Source organism: Acerihabitans sp., assembly GCF_036398755.1.
In the GTDB taxonomy this organism is placed as follows: Bacteria; Pseudomonadota; Gammaproteobacteria; order Enterobacterales; family Enterobacteriaceae; genus Acerihabitans.
This window is the reverse complement of record NZ_DASWOM010000026.1, coordinates 1-22,265: the sequence shown is the minus strand read 5'-3', so window position 1 is coordinate 22,265 and position 22,265 is coordinate 1. Positions and strand designations below refer to the sequence as shown.

At 57.5% G+C, this 22,265-nt stretch carries 17 protein-coding genes and 1 riboswitch; of the genes, 8 read left to right on the top strand and 9 right to left on the bottom strand.

Translation table 11 applies throughout. The annotated features are described in order from the left end of the window. Positions 1–28: 28 nt before the first annotated feature. Together rpoC and VGC33_RS05280 are read left to right on the top strand one after the other, a co-directional pair. The gene (rpoC, locus tag VGC33_RS05285; protein ID WP_331119707.1) at positions 29–4,255 is read left to right on the top strand and encodes a DNA-directed RNA polymerase subunit beta'; all 4,227 of its coding nucleotides are present in this window, start codon (positions 29–31) and stop codon (positions 4,253–4,255) included. 405 nt (positions 4,256–4,660) lie between these two features. Then, positions 4,661–7,993, top strand: coding sequence for an inverse autotransporter beta domain-containing protein (locus VGC33_RS05280; protein WP_331119706.1), 3,333 nt, complete (start codon positions 4,661–4,663; stop codon positions 7,991–7,993). A gap of 97 nt (positions 7,994–8,090) precedes the next feature. Here VGC33_RS05280 and thiH read toward each other — a convergent pair whose 3' ends face one another. From thiH to rsd, 7 genes are all read right to left on the bottom strand, one after another. After that, complete coding sequence (gene thiH / locus VGC33_RS05275; RefSeq protein ID WP_331119705.1) at positions 8,091–9,224, bottom strand: 2-iminoacetate synthase ThiH; 1,134 nt, start codon at positions 9,222–9,224, stop codon at positions 8,091–8,093. Further along, complete coding sequence (locus VGC33_RS05270) at positions 9,224–10,009, bottom strand: thiazole synthase (protein WP_331119704.1); 786 nt, start codon at positions 10,007–10,009, stop codon at positions 9,224–9,226. The genes thiH and VGC33_RS05270 overlap by 1 nt, the downstream gene beginning before the upstream one ends. Before the next feature lie 2 nt (positions 10,010–10,011). Beyond that, complete coding sequence (gene thiS / locus VGC33_RS05265) at positions 10,012–10,212, bottom strand: sulfur carrier protein ThiS (protein WP_331119703.1); 201 nt, start codon at positions 10,210–10,212, stop codon at positions 10,012–10,014. Next, positions 10,209–10,976 (bottom strand): HesA/MoeB/ThiF family protein, encoded by a 768-nt coding sequence (locus VGC33_RS05260; RefSeq protein WP_331119702.1) that lies wholly within the window; start codon positions 10,974–10,976, stop codon positions 10,209–10,211. Before VGC33_RS05260 ends, thiS begins: the two co-directional genes overlap by 4 nt. Then, positions 10,969–11,619 (bottom strand): thiamine phosphate synthase, encoded by a 651-nt coding sequence (gene thiE, locus VGC33_RS05255; protein ID WP_331119701.1) that lies wholly within the window; start codon positions 11,617–11,619, stop codon positions 10,969–10,971. The genes VGC33_RS05260 and thiE overlap by 8 nt, the downstream gene beginning before the upstream one ends. Beyond that, on the bottom strand, positions 11,616–13,538 hold the full coding sequence (gene thiC, locus VGC33_RS05250) for a phosphomethylpyrimidine synthase ThiC (protein WP_331119700.1): 1,923 nt from the start codon (positions 13,536–13,538) through the stop codon (positions 11,616–11,618). The genes thiE and thiC overlap by 4 nt, the downstream gene beginning before the upstream one ends. Before the next feature lie 101 nt (positions 13,539–13,639). Further along, a riboswitch (TPP riboswitch) is annotated at positions 13,640–13,753 on the bottom strand. A gap of 44 nt (positions 13,754–13,797) precedes the next feature. Then, positions 13,798–14,319 (bottom strand): sigma D regulator, encoded by a 522-nt coding sequence (gene rsd, locus VGC33_RS05245; protein ID WP_331119699.1) that lies wholly within the window; start codon positions 14,317–14,319, stop codon positions 13,798–13,800. Between the two features lie 92 nt (positions 14,320–14,411). Here rsd and nudC point away from each other — a divergent pair, with 92 nt between their 5' ends. The 6 genes from nudC to VGC33_RS05215 all read left to right on the top strand — a co-directional run bounded on the left by nudC (position 14,412) and on the right by VGC33_RS05215 (position 18,843). Beyond that, complete coding sequence (gene nudC / locus VGC33_RS05240; protein WP_331119698.1) at positions 14,412–15,215, top strand: NAD(+) diphosphatase; 804 nt, start codon at positions 14,412–14,414, stop codon at positions 15,213–15,215. Between the two features lie 17 nt (positions 15,216–15,232). Next, on the top strand, positions 15,233–16,297 hold the full coding sequence (gene hemE / locus VGC33_RS05235) for a uroporphyrinogen decarboxylase (RefSeq protein ID WP_331119697.1): 1,065 nt from the start codon (positions 15,233–15,235) through the stop codon (positions 16,295–16,297). 26 nt (positions 16,298–16,323) lie between these two features. After that, entirely contained in the window at positions 16,324–17,019 is a 696-nt protein-coding gene (nfi, locus tag VGC33_RS05230; RefSeq protein ID WP_331119696.1) for a deoxyribonuclease V, read from the top strand. 58 nt (positions 17,020–17,077) lie between these two features. Further along, positions 17,078–17,668: a YjaG family protein gene (locus VGC33_RS05225; protein WP_331119695.1), complete on the top strand. Its 591-nt coding sequence runs from the start codon at positions 17,078–17,080 to the stop codon at positions 17,666–17,668. Positions 17,669–17,858: 190 nt separating this feature from the next. Continuing rightward, a complete protein-coding gene (hupA, locus tag VGC33_RS05220) occupies positions 17,859–18,131 on the top strand; it encodes a nucleoid-associated protein HU-alpha (RefSeq protein ID WP_162368642.1) in 273 nt (90 codons plus the stop codon). Positions 18,132–18,171: 40 nt separating this feature from the next. Continuing rightward, positions 18,172–18,843, top strand: coding sequence for a DUF1481 domain-containing protein (locus VGC33_RS05215; RefSeq protein ID WP_331119694.1), 672 nt, complete (start codon positions 18,172–18,174; stop codon positions 18,841–18,843). Between the two features lie 115 nt (positions 18,844–18,958). On the opposite strand, the gene purD is transcribed toward VGC33_RS05215, so the two are convergent. Together purD and purH are read right to left on the bottom strand one after the other, a co-directional pair. Further along, the gene (purD, locus tag VGC33_RS05210; RefSeq protein WP_331119693.1) at positions 18,959–20,248 is read right to left on the bottom strand and encodes a phosphoribosylamine--glycine ligase; all 1,290 of its coding nucleotides are present in this window, start codon (positions 20,246–20,248) and stop codon (positions 18,959–18,961) included. 15 nt (positions 20,249–20,263) lie between these two features. Next, positions 20,264–21,853 carry a bifunctional phosphoribosylaminoimidazolecarboxamide formyltransferase/IMP cyclohydrolase gene (purH, locus tag VGC33_RS05205; protein WP_331119692.1) on the bottom strand — a complete coding sequence of 530 codons (1,590 nt, stop codon included), beginning with the start codon at positions 21,851–21,853 and terminating at the stop codon, positions 20,264–20,266. Between the last annotated feature and the right edge of the window lie 412 nt (positions 21,854–22,265).

Below are 22,265 nucleotides of genomic sequence, written 5' to 3'. Positions count from 1 at the left end.
CAGGTCTAACTCCGACAGGAGCCAATCCGTGAAAGATTTGCTTAAGTTTCTGAAAGCACAAACCAAGACCGAAGAGTTTGATGCGATCAAAATTGCCCTGGCCTCGCCAGATATGATCCGTTCCTGGTCGTTCGGCGAAGTCAAGAAGCCGGAAACCATTAACTACCGTACGTTCAAACCCGAACGTGACGGGCTTTTCTGCGCGCGAATTTTCGGGCCGGTAAAAGATTACGAATGCTTGTGCGGTAAGTACAAGCGTCTGAAACACCGCGGCGTTATTTGTGAAAAATGCGGCGTTGAAGTCACCCAGACCAAAGTGCGTCGCGAACGCATGGGCCATATTGAGCTGGCGTCTCCGACTGCCCATATCTGGTTCCTGAAATCACTGCCGTCCCGTATCGGCCTGCTGCTGGATATGCCGCTGCGCGATATCGAACGCGTGCTGTACTTCGAATCCTATGTCGTGGTCGAAGGCGGCATGACCAATCTGGAACGTCGGCAGATCCTGACTGAAGAGCAGTATCTGGACGCGCTGGAAGAGTTTGGTGATGAATTCGACGCCAAGATGGGCGCCGAGGCTATCCAGGCCCTGCTGAGAAACATGGATCTGGAAGCGGAATGCGAAACGCTGCGCGAAGAGCTGAATGAAACCAACTCCGAAACCAAGCGCAAGAAGCTGACCAAGCGCATCAAGCTGCTGGAAGCCTTTGTCCAGTCCGGCAACAAGCCGGAATGGATGATCCTGACGGTGCTGCCGGTTCTGCCGCCGGACCTGCGTCCGCTGGTGCCGTTGGACGGCGGTCGTTTCGCGACCTCCGATCTGAACGACTTGTACCGTCGCGTGATCAACCGTAACAACCGTTTGAAACGTCTGCTGGATCTGGCCGCGCCCGATATCATCGTACGTAATGAAAAACGTATGCTGCAGGAAGCGGTGGATGCGCTGTTGGATAACGGCCGTCGCGGCCGGGCCATTACCGGCTCCAACAAGCGTCCGCTCAAATCCCTGGCCGACATGATCAAGGGCAAACAGGGTCGTTTCCGTCAGAACCTGCTCGGCAAGCGCGTGGATTACTCGGGTCGTTCCGTGATTACCGTAGGTCCGTACCTGCGTTTGCATCAGTGCGGCCTGCCGAAAAAGATGGCGCTCGAACTGTTCAAACCTTTCATCTACGGCAAGCTGGAACTGCGTGGCCTCGCGACCACCATCAAAGCGGCCAAGAAGATGGTTGAACGTGAGGAAGCCGTTGTCTGGGATATCCTGGATGAAGTCATCCGCGAACACCCGGTACTCCTGAACCGTGCGCCAACCCTGCACCGTTTGGGCATCCAGGCGTTTGAACCGGTGCTGATCGAAGGTAAGGCCATCCAGCTGCACCCATTGGTCTGCGCGGCGTACAACGCCGACTTCGATGGTGACCAGATGGCCGTGCACGTGCCGCTGACGCTGGAAGCACAGCTTGAAGCGCGCGCGCTGATGATGTCCACCAATAACATCCTGTCGCCGGCCAACGGCGAGCCGATTATCGTTCCGTCCCAGGACGTGGTATTGGGTCTGTATTACATGACCCGCGACCGTGTGAACGGTAAAGGCGAAGGCATGGTATTGACCGGGCCGAAGGAAGCGGAACGCATCTATCGCGGCGGCATTGCCGAGCTGCATGCGCGCGTTAAAGTGCGTATCACCGAGTATGCCAAGAATGAAGAAGGCGAGCTTATCGCGAATACCCACATCGTCGACACCACCGTAGGTCGCGCGATTTTGTGGATGATCGTGCCGCAGGGCCTGCCGTTTGCGCTGGTTAACCAGGCGCTGGGTAAAAAAGCCATCTCCAAGATGCTGAATACCTGTTATCGCGTTCTGGGCTTGAAGCCTACCGTAATCTTCGCCGACCAGATCATGTATACCGGTTTCGCCTACGCCGCCCGTTCGGGTTCGTCGGTGGGTATCGACGACATGGTCATCCCGGACAAGAAAGCGGGCATCATTGAGGAAGCCGAAGCCGAAGTGGCCGAAATCCAGGAGCAGTTCCAGTCTGGTTTGGTGACCGCGGGCGAACGCTACAATAAGGTTATCGACATTTGGGCCGCGGCCAACGAACGTGTCGCCAAGGCCATGATGGACAATCTGTCCACCGAATCGGTGATTAACCGCGACGGCGTGGAAGAGCGTCAGGTTTCCTTCAACAGCATCTTTATGATGGCCGACTCCGGCGCCCGTGGTTCGGCGGCGCAGATTCGCCAGCTGGCCGGGATGCGTGGCCTGATGGCCAAGCCTGACGGCTCCATCATCGAAACGCCGATCACCGCGAACTTCCGTGAAGGCCTGAACGTACTTCAGTACTTCATCTCGACCCATGGTGCTCGTAAAGGCCTGGCGGATACCGCGTTGAAGACCGCCAACTCCGGTTACCTGACCCGTCGCCTGGTGGATGTGGCGCAGGATCTGGTGGTGACCGAGGACGATTGCGGTACGCATGCCGGTGTCACCATGACCCCTGTTATCGAGGGTGGTGATGTCAAGGAACCGCTGCGCGAGCGCGTATTGGGCCGTGTCACGGCTGAAGACGTTATCAAGCCGGGTACCGCCGACATCCTGATGCCGCGCAATACGCTGCTGAACGAACAATGGTGTGACATTCTGGAAGAAAACTCCGTGGATATCATCAAGGTGCGTTCGGTCGTGACCTGCGAAACCGACTTTGGCGTGTGCGCCAACTGCTACGGCCGCGATTTGGCCCGTGGGCATCTGGTGAACAAAGGTGAGGCTATCGGCGTTATCGCCGCGCAGTCCATCGGCGAACCAGGCACCCAGCTGACCATGCGTACGTTCCATATCGGTGGCGCCGCCTCGCGTAACGCCGCCGAGTCCAGCATTCAGGTGAAGAACAAGGGTACCATCCGCTTAAACAACGTCAAATTCGTTGTCAATGGCGCCGGTAAACTGGTTATCACATCGCGTAACACCGAACTGAAGCTTATCGACGAATTCGGCCGTACCAAAGAAAGCTATAAAGTGCCTTACGGTTCGGTCATGTCCAAAGGCGACGGTTCAGAAGTGCAGGGCGGCGAAACGGTTGCCAACTGGGACCCGCATACCATGCCGGTTATCACCGAAGTGAGCGGCTTCATGCGCTTTACCGACATGATTGACGGCCAGACCATTACCCGCCAGACCGACGAACTGACCGGTTTGTCCTCTATCGTGGTATTGGATACGGCGGAACGTACCGGTGGCGGTAAAGACCTGCGTCCGGCGCTGAAAATCGTGGATGCCAATGGCAACGACGTGCTGATCCCCGGTACCGATATGCCCGCGCAGTACTTCCTGCCGGGTAAAACCATCGTCCAGCTGGAAGATGGTTTGGCTATCACCGGCGGTGACACCCTGGCGCGTCTGCCGCAGGAATCCAGCGGTACCAAGGATATCACCGGTGGTCTGCCGCGTGTGGCCGACCTGTTCGAAGCGCGTCGTCCGAAAGAACCGGCAATCCTGGCGGAAGTCAGCGGTATTGTTTCCTTCGGTAAAGAAACCAAGGGCAAACGCCGTCTGGTGATTTCGCCGATCGACGGCAGCGATGATGCCTACGAGGAGATGATTCCGAAATGGCGGCAGCTCAACGTGTTCGAAGGCGAACGTGTGGAACGCGGCGACGTGATCTCCGACGGACCGGAATCTCCGCATGACATCCTGCGTCTGCGTGGCGTCCATGCCGTGACCCGCTACATCGTCAATGAAGTCCAGGACGTTTACCGTCTGCAGGGCGTTAAGATTAACGATAAACATATCGAAGTTATCGTTCGTCAGATGCTGCGTAAAGCTACCATCGTCAACGCCGGCGGCACCGACTTCCTGGAAGGCGAACAGGCTGAATACTCCCGCGTCAAGATTGCCAACCGCCAGCTGGATGCGGACGGCAAGATTGAAATGACGTTCAGCCGAGATCTGCTGGGTATTACCAAGGCGTCGTTGGCCACCGAGTCCTTTATCTCCGCGGCCTCGTTCCAGGAAACAACGCGCGTGCTTACCGAAGCCGCCGTTGCCGGGAAACGTGATGAACTGCGCGGCCTGAAGGAAAACGTCATCGTCGGCCGGCTGATTCCTGCCGGTACGGGTTACGCCTACCATCAGGATCGCGCGCGCCGTCGCGCCCAGGGTGAAGCACCCGTAGTTCCGTCTGTTACCGCTGATGAAGCGACCGCCAACATGGCGGAGCTGCTTAACGCCGGTCTGGGTGGCCATAACGATAAATAATCGTTAATCCGCCCGCGTGACGTCATATGAAACCGCCCCTGACCGGGCGGTTTTTTTTTACCTGGGCTTCGCGGAAAACGGTGAAGAAAGTAATATAAATTTATATAAATAATATCCGACTTGAATATTATTCTATTTCCAGCGATCAGGTTTCCGGTAGTTAAAATATCGGCCTCAGTAATTCCCCTGAAATACATCATATTCTCATCAAGATGTTTTTAATTTTCCTTCAGATAATGAAATTCAAATAATTAATTTTCCAAAGATTTTAGCCGGCGGTAATGACATAAATTAAGGAGAATCATGAATTATTATAATAAATAGTGAAAAGGATATTAGTGAAGCTGTAGCTAGATTATTACCTCGAGATCCATAGCGCACCCTGACGATTAATAGGAAAAATTCATGCCAGGAAAGCACTTATACCCTACATGCAGTTATAAAAAAAAATCAGTCCCCCACACAACCGCCGGCTATCGGCATTTTCCATTATGGCGCCCCGTCGCCTGGATAACCATTGCCGCGCAGGCGGCGTTTCCCCTCAGCGTGGCGTCGGCGGCGACGGTCGTTTCAGGGCAACCGGAAACGGCGGAGGAGCGTAAAATCGCCGCCCATGCGCTGTCGGCCGGGAATATTTTATCAGCGCAGCAAAGCGATAAAGCGGCGCTGAATATGGCGCGTTCGGCGGTCACCGGCGAAATGGGACAATCCGCCAAACGTTGGCTGGACCAATTCGGAACCGCGCGGCTACAGCTGAATTTTGATGAAAGATTGAAATTTGACAATAGCGCGTTGGATCTCCTGGTGCCGCTTTATGACAACCAGGATGCCATGGTTTACACCCAAGGGGGAATCCGCAATAAAGACGATCGGAATACCGGTAATATTGGTGCTGGCATCCGAACCTTTTACGGCGATTGGATGTATGGTTTAAATTCATTTTTTGATAATGACTTTACCGGCAAAAATCGCCGGGCCGGTATGGGCGCTGAAGCCTGGACCAATAATCTGAAATTATCCGCCAATAGCTATTTTCGCCTGAGCGGATGGCGCCAATCACGGGATTTTGCTGATTATAATGAGCGCCCGGCTAACGGTTATGACCTGCGGGCGGAAGCGTTCCTGCCGTCGCATCCGCAGCTCGGCGCAAAGCTGATGTATGAACGGTACCGCGGCGACGAGGTGGCTTTATTCGGCAAGGATAATCGGCAAAAAGACCCCTACGCCATGACCACGGGTCTTAATTACACGCCAATTCCTTTATTGACGCTGGGCGCTGAGCATCGCCAGGGCAAGGGCGGCCGTCATGATTCCAGCGTCAACCTGCAGATGCAATATCGCCTGGGTGAATCATGGCGGATACAAACGGACCCGACGGCCGTCGCCGCGGGGCGCACCCTTGCCGGAAGCCGCTACGATCTGGTGGAACGTAATAACCATATTGTGCTGGATTATAAAAAACAGGATATTTTCCGCCTGCGGATGCCGGAGCAGTTAAGCGGCCGCGCCGGCCAGTCGCTTACCATCACCGCACAGGTCACCGGCGCACACGCCATGGATCGAATAGAGTGGGACGGCGCCGGATTGACCGCCGCCGGCGGATCGGTCGCACAACAGACTCCAGGCACGCTGTTGGTCACCCTGCCGCCTTTTCTGGCCGGCGGCGCGACCAATATGTATACCCTCGGCGCAACGGCCTATGATAAAAAAGGCAATGCGTCCAATCGGGCGCACACCCTGTTGTCAGTCTCCGGCCATGGTATCAGCGTGGCGGCGACATCGACAAGGGCGGCGCCGGATGCGCTGGCGGCGGATGGCATGTCCACCAGCCTGCTGAGCATTGAGCTGAAAAGTGATGACAATCTGCCCCTCAGCGGTCTCGCCGATGCGTTGACATTAACGCCGATGTTCGAGGCGGAAGATTCCGGGCCTATATCCGGCGCGCGTCTTGCGCCGTCCGGGGCGCCGACCATTGGCGCGATAACTGAAACCGCGAACGGCGTTTATTCGGCTACGCTGACCGCGGGTAACGACCCGGGACAGGTTATTATTACCCCTGCCATCCAGGGCCTGCAATTAACGCCCATCATCATTAACCTGCGCGCCGGACTGGCGGATATAGCTCAATCGGAATTCAGCGTCAGCAGCGATACATTGGCTGTGGGCGGCAACGTTAACTTGACGTTTTACGCCCGGGATATAAACGGCAGGTTTTTACCCGGACTTGGCGAACGTCTGCAATTTGTCGCTTCACCGCTTGATGGGATAACCATAACGGCGATTACGGAGTCAGATGATAACTATACCGCCGTGCTAAGCGGCACAGCGTCGGGCACGATCAAGGTGATTCCGGTTATTGACGGATTGGCATTGACCGGGCTGGGCAAAACCATAACCTTGCTAGCGGGTGGGATCAGCGAGCAGCGCTCCTCCTTTACCATGAGCGCGGAACACCTGGTGGCAAACGGCAGGGATAGCGTTGTTCTTGAGCTTAATCTGCGTGATGAACATGGCAATGCCATCGGCAGCAGTGATGCCATCAGTTTTGTCCCGACACCCGCCGGGCAATTTAAGGTGGAGCATGTATCGGTGGTCGATGGGACGCATCGCGTATCCCTGTCCGGTACCCAACCGGGCGACTACAGGATCACGCCATCGGTCGGCGGCGTCGGTTTGGACGGTTTGGCGAAATCACTTAGTCTGCTCCCGGTCGAGGTTGACGGCGCCCTGTCAACCTTTACCATCAGTCAGAATGCGTTACTGGCCGACGATACTGATACCGTTATGCTGACCTTTAGCGCCAGGGACGCGCAGGGTCTTGCGGTAACCGGCGTGGGCGAAGTATTGGCCTTCAGCGCATCGCCAAACGAGGGTCTCAGTTTTTCAAATATCAGCGAAAGCAATGGTGTTTATTCCGCCACCCTACGCGGTAATAAGCCCGGAAATATAAGCGTAATGCCAAGCTTATATGGGGTGGGCATGGCGTCATTGGCAAGGGATATTGAATTAACTCCCCGTGCCGTCAAGATAAAAGTGTCATTCGATAAAACACAGGCTAAAGCGGAAGAGCAGATAACCATGCTGGTTGAGGCAACCTATGAAGATGATACGCCGGCTACCGACGTTACCCTGGAGATTACGCCGCAAGTCGTGGTGAATCGGCAGGGCGGCTTTGAACCCGCCACGCTGCTATTTAATGGCTTAACGAGGATCAGCCAACGCATAACCGCAAGCGATGGCAAAACCAGCATTAACATTACCGATCCCTTGGGCCGAGGCGTGAAAAGTTCATTTAACGTTTCCGCCGCTGATGGAGAAAAAACCACCGGGGAAGTCATTTTCACGGTACTTACCAGCCCTGATTCGGCCTTTGCCACTTATTATGGCCATATGCAAGCGTCAGTTGGCGGCCTGGCGCGGCCAAAGCTCGCCGGGGAAACCGGAGGAGACAGCGTGGTGTTTAATTATGAAAACTGGGCGGTGGTTACCCAGCCAGAGGCAAACCAGACGTGTACCATGCCTGCCTATACCGCTTTAAGCCAGAGTTATGACTTGATGAAGACCAACGGTTGGCCGCTGCTGCCCGGCTCTTCCCCACATAGTTTTATCTGGTCTCAGTCGCAAATGTTCAACAGCCAGCCATTCATTAGTTTTATGACGCTTTCCACGGCCACCGGCATGCAAAGAGTCATCCCGCAATACGATGGATCCCAGGGGCTGCTGGTTTGCGCCGACTAACAGCGGCCGCGTATTGTTGGGGTTGATAAACCCCGGGTAAGGATGTACGACGACAACGGGACAGTTAGCTGTCCCGTTGTTGTCATAACGTTATCGATCAGTCCGTCACCGGCGTCCTGCCCAGATAACTGTCCCAATCTTTCCATACCGGTTGCAGCCCGGCCTTTAATACCATGCGTGCAACTTCCTGCGGCGAGCGGTTATCATGCGGCTCGAACTGTTCAAGCTCCGGCCTGCCGGTCGCATAACCCCCCGGCTGGGTTTTTGACCCGGCGCTGACGCTGTTCACCATGATAGGTACCGCATGATCGCGAAACCAGGGCGATTCACGGGTGGATAACGACAGCTCCACGTCCGGCGCCAGTAAGCGGAAAGCGCACATGACCTGCAATAGCTGCGATTCATCCATCAGCGACGCCGGTGTAATGCCGCCGGCGCAGGGGCGCAGGCGCGGGAACGAAAGCGAATAACGGCTTTGCCAATAGGCCTTTTGCAAATACAGCAAATGTTCGGCCACCATATAACAATCGGTGCGCCAGCTATCAGACAGGCCGATCAGCGCGCCCAGGCCAATCTTGTCGATGCCGGCGCGGGCTAGCCGGTCGGGGGTTTCCAGGCGCCAGGCAAAATCCATTTTCTGGCCGCGCAGGTGATGCCGCTGATAGGTCGTCTCGTGATAGGTTTCCTGATACACCATCACGCCGTCCAGCCCCAGGGTTTTCAACTCGGTGTAATCCTCCTGGGATAACGGCTGTACTTCCATCATCAGCGAGCTGAAATACCGGCGGATCAAGGGTACGTAACGGCGGAAATAGTCCATGCCCACCTTGGTTTTATGCTCGCCGGTGACCAATAGCAGGCTATCATAGCCCATGGCCCGGATGGCCTGGCATTCATTGATGATTTCCTGCTCATCAAGCGTCTTGCGCTTAAGGTGATTGCTCATCGAAAACCCGCAATAGGTACAGTCGTTAGCACACAGGTTGGAAAGATAGAGCGGCAGATAAAATCCCACCGCGTTACCGAAGCGCTGGCGGGTTAACTGCTGGGCGCGCTGTGCCAGGGGCTCGATATAGGGCAGCGCCGCCGGCGACAGCAGCGCCATGAAATCCTGCCTGCTCAGGCGCCGGGCATTCAGGGCCTGCTCGACGTCCCGCGCCGTTTTGGCATGGATTTGCATTCCGGCATCGTCCCAGCCGATCCGGCGCCAATGGTCAAGAAAGGTTTTCATCAGGCCGCTCCTTCCTCTTGACCATGGCGTAGAAATCCGGTTAACGGGCTGGTGGCGCTGGCGTGTTCGCCCCTGGCGGCCAACCCGGCCGCTCGGCCGATGGCGCCGGCTTCCAGCGCCAGCCTGAAGGCATGGGCCATGGCCACCGGATTGCGGGCCACGGCGATGGCGGTATTGACCAACACCGCGTCGGCGCCCAATTCCAGCGCTTCAAGCGCCTGGCTGGGCGCGCCGATACCGGCGTCAACCACCACCGGCACACCAGCTTGTTCGATGATAATACGCAGGAAATCGCGGGTAATGAGCCCCTGGTTGGAACCGATTGGCGAACCGAGCGGCATCACCGCCGCGCAGCCGGCTTCCTCCAGGCGGCGGCATAATACCGGATCCGCCCCGCAATAAGGTAAGACCACAAAACCTTCCCGCACCAGTTGTTCGGCGGCTTTCAGCGTTTCAACGGCATCAGGCAGCAGGTATTTCATATCCGGATGAATTTCCAGTTTTATCCAGTGGGTGCCCAGCGCTTCGCGCGCCAGGCGGGCGGCAAATACCGCCTCTTCGGCGGTTTTCGCGCCTGAAGTATTGGGCAATAATTTTACCCCGGCCTGGCGCAGGGCGGGCAGTATGGCGTCGTTGCCGCCGCGCAGATCCACCCGGCGCATCGCCAGGGTGACCAATTCACTGCCTGACGCGCTAATGGCTTGCCGCATTAATTCAGCACTGGCGAATTTACCGGTGCCGGTAAACAGCCGGGACGTAAAAGTGGTATCGGCAATGGTCAACATGGTCAGCCTCCGGCTATGGCCTGGAATAGTAGAATATCGTCGCCCTCGTTGACCGGCTGTTCAGCCCACCGGCTACGGGGAATAATGGTTTGATTAACCGCCAGCGCGCTGCCCTCGGGCGCATGGCCGAGCTGCTCAAGCATTTCCAGCAGCGAGGGCGTGCCTGGAAGCGCGACGGGCGCGTCGTTAAGGGTAATATTCATAACGCCCCTTCCCGCTGAACCGCCGTGGCGCAAACCGGGCAGCCGGCCGAGCGGCAAAGGCGCAGGGTGCGCCAGTTCATCGACTTGCCGTCGAACAGCCGCAGTTGGCCGTCCAGCGTGGACGGCATGTCGCAAAGGATTTTAATCGTCTCCAGGGCCTGCATGGCGCCCATGATGCCGACCAGCGGCCCGAGCACGCCCGCGGTGCGGCAATTACGCCGCGGCTCGACGGCGTCGGGGAACAGACAGGCATAGCAGCCGTGCCGGAAGGGCGGGCGCAGCACCAGCAACTGGCCGCTGAATCCCACCGCGCTGGCGCTGACCAGGGTTTTTTGCCGGCGGACGCAGGCGGCATTGATGTCGTGGCGCGTGCGCATGTTATCACTGCAGTCCAGCACCACATCGGCCCGCGCCACCGCCTCTTCAAGGTCGGTTCCCGCCAGACGCCGGGTCAGCGCGACATAATGGCCGAGTGGATTAAGCGCCTGCAACTGCCGTTGCGCCGCCAGCGCCTTGGGTTGGGCGAGATCCCCGCTGCGGTACAGGATCTGGCGCTGGAGGTTGGTCACGTCCAGGTTATCGTCGTCGGCCAGCAACAGCGTGCCGACGCCCGCGGCGGCAAGATAGAGCGCCGCGGGCGAACCCAGGCCGCCGAGACCGGCGAGCAATACGGTGGCTGAGGTTAACCGCTCCTGGCCCTCAGGCCCGATCTCCTCCAGCAGCAGCTGGCGGCTGTAACGTAAAAAGGCCTGGTCGTTAAGCATCGCGCACCTCCCGACCTTCGATTTTGCGCAATAACGTGGCGGTCGCCCGCCGCCAGTCGGCGGCCTTGGTGATGGCGCTGACCACCGCGATGCCGCCGACGCCGCAGCGCAGTACGTCGTCCACCCGGTCGATACCGATGCCGCCGATGGCCACGGTGGAGACACCGGGCAGGGTGGCCGTCAGACGCGCTAAATCCGCCAGTCCCTGTGGTTGGGACGGCATGATTTTGGTCTGGGTCGGGAAGATATGGCCGAGCGCGATATAGGATGGCTGTAGCGCCTTGGCCCGCGCCAGCTCGCCATCGTCATGGGTGGAAAGGCCGAGTCGCAATCCGGCGCGCTGGATGGCGGCCAGATCCGCCGTATCCATATCCTCCTGTCCCAGATGCACGCCATAGGCGCCGTGCTTAACCGCCAGTCGCCAATAATCGTTGATAAAAATCCGGGCGCGATATTGCCGGCCCAGCAGTATGGCGGCTTCTATATCCGGCTCGACCAGGTCGTCCGGCTGGTCCTTGATGCGCAACTGCAGCGTGGTGACGCCGGCATCCAGTAGCCGCACTATCCATGCCAGCGAATCCACCACCGGATAGAGCCCGAGCCTGGGTTCGGTGGCGGCAAAGGGTGCGTCGGGCGCGATCATTTCGCCACCTCCGTGTCTTCGGGCGCAAGATAGATTTCCCCGCCGCGGGCGCGGAACGCCGACGACATTTCCGCCATACCGCTGTCCCGCACCTCAATCTCCTGGGCGGCGGCGTAATCCCTCACTTCCTGGGAGATTTTCATCGAGCAGAATTTCGGGCCGCACATGGAGCAAAAATGGGCCACCTTGCCGGATTCCTGCGGCAGGGTTTCATCGTGGTAGGCGCGGGCGGTGGCCGGATCCAGGGCCAGGTTGAACTGATCTTCCCAGCGGAATTCAAAACGGGCCTTGGACATGGCGTTATCGCGTATTTGCGCACCGGGATGGCCCTTGGCCAGGTCGGCGGCGTGAGCGGCGATTTTATAGGTGATAAGCCCTTGTTTAACGTCTTCTTTATTCGGCAGGCCCAAATGTTCTTTCGGCGTGACGTAACACAGCATCGCACAACCGAACCAGCCGATAAGCGCGGCGCCGATACCGGAGGTGAAATGGTCATAGCCCGGCGCGATATCGGTGGTCAGCGGCCCCAGGGTATAAAACGGCGCTTCGTGGCAATGCTCCAACTGTTCGGTCATATTGCGCCGGATCATCTGCATGGGGACATGACCGGGACCTTCGATCATCACCTGAACATCGTACTCCCAGGCAATTTTGGTCAATTCGCCCAGGGTATGGAGTTCGGCAAACTGCGCTTCGTCGTTGGCGTCCTGGATTGAGCCCGGGCGCAAGCCGTCGCCCAGGGATAGCGAAACGTCGTAGTCGGCGCAGATCCGGCAAATGTCGCGAAAATGCTCGAACAGGAAGCTTTCCCGGTGATGTGACAGACACCACTTGGCCATAATGGATCCGCCGCGCGAGACGATGCCGGTCAGCCGTTTGGCGGTCATCGGCACGTAGCGCAGCAGCACGCCGGCATGGATGGTGAAATAGTCCACGCCTTGTTCCGCCTGTTCAAGCAATGTGTCGCGAAAACATTCCCAGGTCAGGTTTTCCGCCACGCCGTTGACTTTTTCCAGCGCCTGGTAGATGGGCACCGTGCCGATGGGCACCGGGCTGTTGCGCAGGATCCACTCGCGGGTTTCATGGATATAACGGCCGGTGGATAAATCCATCACCGTATCCGCCCCCCATCGGGTGGCCCAAACCAGTTTTTCGACCTCTTCCTCAATGGACGAAGTCACCGCCGAGTTGCCGATATTGGCGTTGACCTTTACCAGGAAGTTACGGCCGATAACCATCGGCTCCGACTCCGGATGGTTGATATTGGCGGGGATAATGGCGCGGCCTTCGGCCACTTCCCGGCGCACGAACTCCGGGGTGATATCCGGCGGTAAATGCGCGCCGAAGCTCTGGCCGGTATGCTGTTGCAGCAAAACGTCGCCACGGATGCGCTCGCGGCCCATATTTTCCCGCAGGGCGATGAATTCCATTTCCGGCGTAATGACGCCGGCGCGGGCATAATGGAGTTGAGTAACGCAGTGGCCGGATTTGGCGCGCCGCGGCGTATGGCTGGGGGCGAAACGGATCTGGTCCAGGCCTTCGTCGGCCCGGCGTTCGCCGGTAAAACGCGAACTCAGGGCGTTTAGCGCCTCGCTGTCCCCGCGCTGTTCGATCCAGTCCGAACGCAGTCGGTTAAGGCCGGCGCGCACGTCGATGTCAATCGCCGGGTCGCCATAGGGGCCGGCGGTATCGTAGACCGGCACCGGTTCGTTTTCTTCCTGGCGCGGTGTTTTGCCGCTGCCGCCGATAAGCGTGGGGCTAAGGGTGATTTCCCGCATCGGTACCCGGATGTCGGGGCTGGCGCCCTGAAGATAAATACGCCGGGAGTTGGGAAAGGCTTCGCCCTTCAGGCGATGGATAAATTCCTGCGCCTGGGCGCGCTGTTCGCGGCGGGAAAGAGTGGTTTTGGACAACGACATAGCAATTCCTCACAATAAACGGGAAAATTGCTTGTCAGGAGCGCTACGGGAGGAATAAAGCCGGGCTTGGAATCTGGCATGAACCTCCTGCCAGATCAAAGCATTGGATTACTCTTGTTCCCTTCGCGGGTATTAACCCGATCAGGTTCCGCGGATCCCGAATTAACGGTCTCAGCCTGGCGTAATGTACGCGCTAGGCACTCCGACAAGATATATCGGCCCGGGAAGGGCCGGTTACAACCTACTGCTTACAGCATGATTACGCCAGACGCGACACGTCCGGGTTATTAGCGGCCGGCAACGAGGCCAGGTAGTCCGCCTTATATTCCAGCGCCTGCTGGATCAGTTTGTCTTCCAGGGCGAAGCGGGTGGCCAGGGCTTCGCCCACGTCGGAAAGGGCCTGCTGGAACTCCATGCAGTTATCATGATCGATGGCCGTTTCCAACTGGCTGTCATGGAATGCCATAATTTGTTTGGTATTCGCCTGCAGCGCCGGATACAGCTGGGTGCTGATGATTCTTTTGCTGCTGCTGGTATCGTCCGCATCCTGGACGATGCGATCGTAGATATTGAAATGGCCGGCGGAAAGATAATCCACCAGTTTATGGCAAAAGTCATCCAGCGCGTTTTCATCCAGGAGAGTATGCTTTTCTTTATTGGGCTTTAGTCCGATGAGATGGTAGTACGCAATGAGCAATTCCCTGCGCGCCAGTATCCACTGGTCGATAAGTTCATTGCTGCCGCCAACGCGTTGAGCCAGAATGTCCAGCTGGTTTAGCATGATTGACTCCGATGTAATAAAGTAACACTGCGTTACTCATCAATTAAAGCTAAATTCTAGCTTGCCAGTGAATAAGAGGTAGTGCAACTAAAATGGAACAAGAACTCAACGGTAGCGAAAATGGCTGGTGGATTGTCAGCCAGGATAGCAAATTGTGGTTACCCAAGGGGGAACTGCCATTTGGTACCGCATCGGCCTGGTCACTACAGGGATTTACCGCGACGCTTATCGGTGAATGGGACGGTTCGCCCGCCTGGCTGGTACGCCACGCCATGCCGCGCGATATGGGGTCGGTACGCCAGATAATCGACAGCGACGCCGGCCTGTTCCAACTGGCGGGCCGGGGGGTGCAACTGGCTGAGTTTTATCGTTCCCATCGCTACTGCGGCTACTGCGGCCATGAGATGCGCGTCAGCAACCGGGAGTGGGCATGTCTGTGCGATAGCTGCCATGAACGCTATTATCCGCAAATCGCGCCCTGTATTATCGTGGCGATACGCCGCGGCGACGATATCCTGCTGGCTCAGCATACCCGCCATCGCGGCGGCATCTACACGGTGTTGGCCGGTTTCGCCGAAGTGGGGGAAACCCTGGAGCAGACCGTGGCCCGCGAGGTGATGGAAGAGACGCGGATTAAGGTGAAAAACGTACGTTATGTCACCTCGCAGCCCTGGCCTTTCCCGCATTCGCTGATGATGGCGTTTATGGCGGAATACGCCGGCGGCGATATCACCCCCGATCGCAATGAAATCCTCGATGCGGGTTGGTACCGTTATGACGCGCTGCCCCTGTTGCCGCCCCCCGGCACCGTGGCCAGGCGTTTAATCGAGGATACGGTCGCCCTGTGCCGCGCCGATCGGGAAAATGACGGCCCGCATGCTACACTCCTTTCATAACTGCAAGGGAACCCTGTATGTATGAATTGAAAAATGATCGCTATCTGCGCGCCCTGCTGCGCCAGCCGGTCGACGTCACCCCGGTGTGGATGATGCGCCAGGCCGGGCGTTATCTGCCGGAATATAAAGCCACCCGCGCCCAGGCCGGTGATTTTATGTCCCTGTGCAGAAATGCCGAACTGGCCTGTGAAGTGACCTTGCAGCCGCTGCGCCGTTTTCCGCTTGATGCCGCGATCCTGTTTTCAGACATCCTGACGGTTCCCGACGCCATGGGGTTGCAACTGTATTTTGAACAGGGGGAGGGACCCTGCTTTGCCCGCCCCATTACCTGTAAAGCCGATGTGGACCGGTTGCCGATTCCCGACCCTGAAGTGGAACTGGGGTATGTGATGGATGCGGTGCGCACCATTCGCCGCAACCTGCGTGGGGACGTGCCGCTGATTGGCTTCTCCGGCAGTCCCTGGACCCTGGCCACCTATATGGTTGAAGGCAGCACCAGCAAAGTCTTCACTAAAATCAAACAGATGATGTACGCCGAGCCGCAAACGCTGCACCTGCTGCTCGATAAGCTGGCGGCAAGCGTTACGCTGTACCTGAACGGCCAGATACGCGCCGGCGCGCAGTCGGTGATGATTTTCGATACTTGGGGCGGCGTGCTGACCGGCAGTGGTTATCTGGAATTTTCCCTTTCCTACATGCAAAAAATCATCGACGGCCTGCTGCGGGAACATGAAGGCCGCCGGGTGCCGGTGACGCTGTTTACCAAGGGCGGCGGCCAATGGCTGGAGGCCATGGCGCAAACCGGATGTGATGCGCTGGGCCTGGACTGGAGCACCGATATTCAGGATGCGCGCCGTCGCGTGGGCGATAGGGTCGCCCTGCAGGGCAATATGGATCCTTCGGTTTTGTACGCGCCGCCGGCGCGCATTGAACAGGAGGTCGGGTCCATCCTCGCGGGTTTCGGTCGGGGTGAAGGACACGTCTGCAATCTGGGGCATGGCATTCATCAGGACGTGCCGCCTGAACATGCCGGTATTTTTGTCGAGGCGACGCATCGCCTGTCGCGTCCCTATCATCAGTAGGGCGCACAGTAAAAGGTAAAAAACACATGGATATAGCCGCACTGCGCGCCGAGCAGATTGCCACCGCCGGCCGGGTAATCCGCCATGACGAAATGGATTTCACCACGCCCGCGATAATAGCCGGCGCCGATGTGGGATTTGAGCAAGGCGGCGAGGTTACCCGCGCGGCCATCGCGCTGCTGCGCTATCCGTCGCTGGAACTGATTGAATACCGTATTGCCCGCGTAAATACCACGATGCCTTACATCCCGGGCTTTTTGTCATTTCGCGAATATCCCGCGCTGCTGGCCGCCTGGGAACAATTGGACCAACGACCGGATTTGCTGTTCGTCGACGGTCATGGCATCTCACACCCCAGACGCCTTGGGGTGGCCAGCCATTTTGGCCTGTTGGTCGACCAGCCCACCATCGGCGTGGCCAAACGCCGGCTGTGCGGACGATTCGAGCCCTTAAGCGATGAGGCGGGCGCCAGGGCGCCGCTGATGGACAAGGGCGAACAGCTCGCCTGGGTATGGCGCAGCAAGATGCGCTGCAACCCTTTATTCATCTCCCCCGGCCATCGGGTCGGCATGGATAGCGCGCTATATTGGGTACAACAGTGCATGCGCGGCTATCGTTTACCCGAGCCGACCCGCTGGGCGGACGCGGTGGCATCGAACCGTACCGCGTTCAAGCGGTGGGAGCAGGGGCGCGGTGAGCCGGACTTTTTCGACCTTGAATAGGGGAACCGGCCAATTTCAGGTACACTGCGACGCAGATTAAGAGTAATGGAATAGCGCGATGTTACGTAACCCGATACATTTACGTCTGGAAAAGCAGGAAGCCTGGCAGCACGTCATTTTTATGGCGTCCCTGTGCGAACGGATGTACCCCAATTATCAGCTGTTCTGCGTACAGACCGGCTTTGGCGACCCCGCCATCTACCGGCGTATTCTCGACCTGGTATGGGAGACACAGGTAGTTAAAGATGCTAAGGTCAATTTTGATTTACAATTAGAAAAGCTGGAAGAATGCATTCCCGCAGCGGATGATTACGATTTTTATGGCGTTTATCCGGCGATTGATGCCTGTGTGGCCCTGAGTGAACTATTGCACTCGCGGCTGAGCGGCGAAACGCTGGAGCATGCCGTCACCGTCAGCGAGACATCAATCCGCACCGTGGCCATGCTGGAAATGACCCAGGCGGAGCGGGAAATGACCGAAGAAGAGCTGAATGCCCTACCCTCGATTGAAGAGGAATGGGACATCCAGTGGGAAATTTTTCGCCTGTTAGCTGATTGTGAAAGCCGCGACGTAGAATTGATCAAAGGGTTGCGCGCAGACTTGCGCGAAGCCGGAATTAGTAATATTGGAATAATTTTACAGCAATAAGGCAATAAAACGTGATTTAAGACCTGTTTTGCCATGTCTTAACACTTCACATCTGCACCCTGTCTGGTCTACATTTGGGGGGGCATAAAAAAAGTGGCTATCGGTGCGTGTTTGCAGGAGAGGGCCGTATTCCGGCTTATCCGTCGTACTCGATGCTTAGCAAGCGATAAACACACTGTAAGGATAACATATGAACAAGACTCAACTGATTGATGTAATTGCTGATAAGGCCGATCTTTCGAAGGCTCAGGCGAAGTCGGCTCTGGAATCCACTTTGGCAGCAATTACCGAGTCTCTTAAAGAGGGTGATGCAGTACAATTGGTTGGTTTCGGTACTTTCAAAATTAATCATCGCAACGAACGCACTGGCCGTAATCCTCAGACCGGTAAAGAAATCAAAATTGCCGCGGCCAACGTGCCGGCATTTGTTTCTGGCAAGGCTCTGAAAGACGCTGTTAAGTAACCACTGTGTGTTGGTGAAAAGATTAAGCATAGGGGCAAGCATGCCCCTTTTGTTTTTGCGTCGATGTGGTTGGCTTGGATTGCTGACCTGCGTGCTGACGGCATGCGGATCGCATACCAAGGCGCCGCCCGCGTTTACCGCCAGCGGTTATGTCGCCGATGGTGGCGCAGTACGCTTATGGCGTAAAGACGACCGGGCGCAGCAAACGGTCAATATCGTCAGCGTCTACAGCCCGTACCAGGGCGAAAACACCGTCATTACCCGCTATCAATTTCTCCGTGAGGACGTGCGTCAGATCACCCGGACGCAAAACGGCGAACACCCGCTGACCGTACAAATCCGCTTTGACGAACAGGGCAATCCCAGCTATATGCAGCGTCAGCGTGATGGAATACGCGAAAAGCTCAGTGATGATGAATTGGCGCTGTATGTGTTTGAGGCCAGACGTCTGCTGGATGTCAGCAAAACGCTGCGCGCGGGGCAGGTAAAGCTCGTGCAGGCAAACTGGCGCAACGGCGTGATGGTCACCTGCGACGGCAAACAGGTCAAGCCCGATCTCGACGAGCGATCAATTTCCTGGATTGCGGCGCGCGCGCATCATTCCACCGGACAACTGGGCGTTGCGTGGCTGGAAGCACCCGAAGGGACACAGTTATTACTGGTCGCCAATGAAGATTTTTGCCACTGGCAGCCCAAGAAAAGCGAACTGTAGTTGATGAGTACAGTTGATGAATACAGTTGATGAATACAGTTAATCGGCATAGCCGGCACCGCATTCCGTGCGCCGCACATCATCAGCGCGGCGCCTGTTGTCCCGGCCCGCAATGTCAGGCTTTTTGCTCGCGTTGGATGGCGCGATAGCCGATATCCGACCGACAGAAGCTGTCCTGCCAGCGAATGGACTTCGCCGCGCGATAAGCCCTGGCCTGCGCATCCGCTACCGTATCGCCCAGCGCGGTAACGCACAATACCCGCCCTCCCTGCGTCAATACCTTACCCTCCGCCAGGTGGGTGCCGGCATGGAAGACCTTCTCGTCCGCGATTTCTCCCAGCGGCAGGCCGCTGATTTCATCTCCGGTACGATAGTCTCCCGGATAGCCGCCGGCGGCCAGCACCACGCCCAGAGCCGGTCGTTCATCCCATTGGGAGCTTTCGCGATCCAGCCGCCCTTCGGTCGCCGCCAGGCACAGCGCCACCAGATCCGAGCGCATGCGCAGCATGATGGGCTGGGTTTCCGGATCGCCGAAGCGGCAGTTAAATTCAATCACTTTCGGCTGGCCCTCGGCATTGATCATAAGCCCGGCATATAAAAAACCGGTATAGACATTGCCTTCGGCCGCCATGCCGCGCACGGTAGGCCAAATAACCTGGTCCATCACGCGCTGGTGGATTTCATCGGTGACCACCGGGGCGGGGGAATACGCCCCCATGCCGCCGGTATTGGGGCCGGTATCACCATCGCCAACCCGTTTATGATCCTGGCTGGTGGCCATCGGCACGACGTGTTCGCCGTCAACCATAACAATAAAGCTGGCTTCCTCACCCTCCAGGAACTCTTCCACCACAATGCGGTGCCCTGCGTCGCCAAAGGCGTTGCCGGCCAGCATATCCTGAATGGCCGCTTCCGCCTCCGGCAGCGTCATGGCGACGATCACCCCTTTACCGGCCGCCAGGCCGTCCGCCTTGATAACGATAGGCGCGCCTTTGGCGCGCACATAGTTCAACGCCTGGCCGATATCGGTAAAGTTACCGTACTCGGCGCTTGGGATGTGATGACGGGCAAGGAAATCCTTGGTGAAGGCCTTTGAACCTTCGAGCTGCGCCGCCGCTTTGGTGGGGCCGAACACCGGCAGGCCGGCGGCGCGAAACGCGTCCACCACGCCCAGCACCAGCGGCGCTTCGGGGCCGACGATGGTCAGCCCTACCTCGTGGCTAAGGGCGAAGGCGACCAGCGCCGGGATATCGGTCGGGCCGATAGCGACATTTTCGAGCGCGGGTTCAAGAGCGGTGCCGGCATTGCCGGGCGCCACGTAGACTTTATCCGCCAGCGGCGATTGGGCGGCCTTCCAGGCCAGCGCATGCTCGCGGCCGCCGTTGCCGATAATTAAGATATTCATTGGTCGCTCCTGGGTTTAGTGGCGGAAATGGCGCATGTCGGTAAAGATCATGGCGATGCCATGTTCATTGGCCGCGGCGATGACCTCATTGTCACGAATGGAGCCGCCGGGCTGGATCACGCAACTGATGCCGACCGACGCCGCGGCGTCGATACCGTCGCGAAATGGGAAAAACGCATCCGAGGCCATGGCCGAACCGCGTACCTCAAGCCCTTCGTCCGCCGCCTTGATGCCGGCAATCTTAGCCGAATAAACGCGACTCATCTGCCCCGCGCCGATGCCGATGGTCATATTGTCGCGAGCATAAACGATGGCGTTCGACTTAACGAACTTAGCCACCTTCCAGCAAAACAGCGCGTCGCGCAGTTCGTTCGCCGACGGCTGGCGTTCGGTGACGATACGCAATTCCGCCTCGCCGACCATGCCTAAATCCCGATCCTGTACCAGCAGCCCGCCGTTAACCCGCTTGAAATCCAGCGCCGGCACCCTGGAGGACCATGCGCCGCTGGCCAGCACCCGGACATTCTGCTTGGCGGCCAGGATGGACAGGGCGTCGTCGTTAACGGATGGCGCAATAATCACTTCCACGAACTGCCGGCTGATAATGGCTTTGGCGGTGATGGCGTCAAGAGGACGGTTAAAGGCGATGATGCCGCCAAACGCCGAGGTGGGATCGGTTTGATAGGCGCGATCATAGGCCTCGGCCAGCGCGCCGCCGGTGGCCACGCCGCAAGGGTTGGCATGTTTGACGATGACGCAGGCCGGCTCGGCGAATTCCTTTACGCATTCCAGGGCGGCGTCGGTATCGGCGATATTGTTATAGGACAGCGCCTTGCCCTGTAATTGCCGCGCGGTGGCGACCGAGGCTTCCCGTACCGGTTCTTCTATATAGAACGCGGCCAGTTGATGGCTATTCTCACCATAGCGCATATCCTGTTTTTTAATAAAGTTCAGGTTAAGGGTCCGGGGGAAACGACCGGAGGGTGCGGTGGTATCGCCATGATAGGCCGGTACCTGGCTGCCGAAGTAATTGGCTATCATGCTGTCGTAGGCAGCGGTATGTTCAAAGGCCTTGATGGCCAGATCAAAACGGGTCTCAAGCGTCAGCGAGCCGCTGTTTTTATCCAGCTCGCTGATGATCCGGGCGTAATCGCCGCTGTTAACCACGATCGCCACGTCTTTATGGTTCTTGGCGGCGGAACGCACCATGGTCGGTCCACCGATATCGATATTCTCCACCGCTTCTTCACGAGTGCAGCCTTCACGCGCCACGGTGCTGGCGAATGGATAAAGATTGACCACTACCATATCGATGGGGTCGATATGGTGCTGTTGCATAATGGCATCGTCCTGGCCGCGACGCCCCAGAATGCCGCCATGCACCTTGGGATGCAGGGTTTTCACCCTCCCATCCATCATTTCAGGAAAACCGGTGTAGTCGGAAACCTCGGTCACGGGCAGCCCGGCATCCGCCAGCAGCCGCGCGGTGCCGCCGGTGGAAAGCAGCGTAATGCCGCGTTGCGATAATGATTGAGCGAATTCAACGATACCGGCTTTGTCGGAGACACTGAGCAGGGCGCGGCGAACAGGACGTGGTTGTTGCATGATCAATTTATCCCTTGATTGGATAGCTTTAATAAAAACTGATATCAATCGTCAGCTTTTTGCTGAAAAAAGACGCCGATTAATGAAATACCTGAACCAATAAATTTTGCGTGAATTGTAGCGAAAACGATTGCGCGATGCTCGGCAATTTTTGTCGGCAGCGATCATCTGTGGATAAGTTTGTGGAAAAGCGGGTATAAACCCCGGTATTGCTGTGGAATTCAGCAAACGGACCGGATTGGTCAAATTAGCTGTTGCGGCTTCGGTTGAAATCCCTATAATGCGCCTCCATCGACCGGCACCGTGCAGCACATCGCAGGGTAATGGAAACGAGTCAGGAGGCGGGCCGAACGGGCTTGACACTGAGAGAGGAAAGCGTAATATACGCCACCTCGCGCCAGACTGATTACAG

Bases quoted from the DNA above. Each gene is read 5' to 3' on its own strand.
- VGC33_RS05280 (WP_331119706.1), top strand. From the start codon at position 4,661: ATGCCAGGAAAGCACTTATACCCTACATGCAGTTATAAAAAAAAATCA.
- thiH (WP_331119705.1), bottom strand. From the start codon at position 9,224: ATGAAAACCTTTCTTGACCATTGGCGCCGGATCGGCTGGGACGATGCC.
- VGC33_RS05270 (WP_331119704.1), bottom strand. From the start codon at position 10,009: ATGTTGACCATTGCCGATACCACTTTTACGTCCCGGCTGTTTACCGGC.
- thiS (WP_331119703.1), bottom strand. From the start codon at position 10,212: ATGAATATTACCCTTAACGACGCGCCCGTCGCGCTTCCAGGCACGCCC.
- VGC33_RS05260 (WP_331119702.1), bottom strand. From the start codon at position 10,976: ATGCTTAACGACCAGGCCTTTTTACGTTACAGCCGCCAGCTGCTGCTG.
- thiE (WP_331119701.1), bottom strand. From the start codon at position 11,619: ATGATCGCGCCCGACGCACCCTTTGCCGCCACCGAACCCAGGCTCGGG.
- thiC (WP_331119700.1), bottom strand. From the start codon at position 13,538: ATGTCGTTGTCCAAAACCACTCTTTCCCGCCGCGAACAGCGCGCCCAG.
- rsd (WP_331119699.1), bottom strand. From the start codon at position 14,319: ATGCTAAACCAGCTGGACATTCTGGCTCAACGCGTTGGCGGCAGCAAT.
- nudC (WP_331119698.1), top strand. From the start codon at position 14,412: ATGGAACAAGAACTCAACGGTAGCGAAAATGGCTGGTGGATTGTCAGC.
- hemE (WP_331119697.1), top strand. From the start codon at position 15,233: ATGTATGAATTGAAAAATGATCGCTATCTGCGCGCCCTGCTGCGCCAG.
- nfi (WP_331119696.1), top strand. From the start codon at position 16,324: ATGGATATAGCCGCACTGCGCGCCGAGCAGATTGCCACCGCCGGCCGG.
- VGC33_RS05225 (WP_331119695.1), top strand. From the start codon at position 17,078: ATGTTACGTAACCCGATACATTTACGTCTGGAAAAGCAGGAAGCCTGG.
- hupA (WP_162368642.1), top strand. From the start codon at position 17,859: ATGAACAAGACTCAACTGATTGATGTAATTGCTGATAAGGCCGATCTT.
- VGC33_RS05215 (WP_331119694.1), top strand. From the start codon at position 18,172: ATGCCCCTTTTGTTTTTGCGTCGATGTGGTTGGCTTGGATTGCTGACC.
- purD (WP_331119693.1), bottom strand. From the start codon at position 20,248: ATGAATATCTTAATTATCGGCAACGGCGGCCGCGAGCATGCGCTGGCC.
- purH (WP_331119692.1), bottom strand. From the start codon at position 21,853: ATGCAACAACCACGTCCTGTTCGCCGCGCCCTGCTCAGTGTCTCCGAC.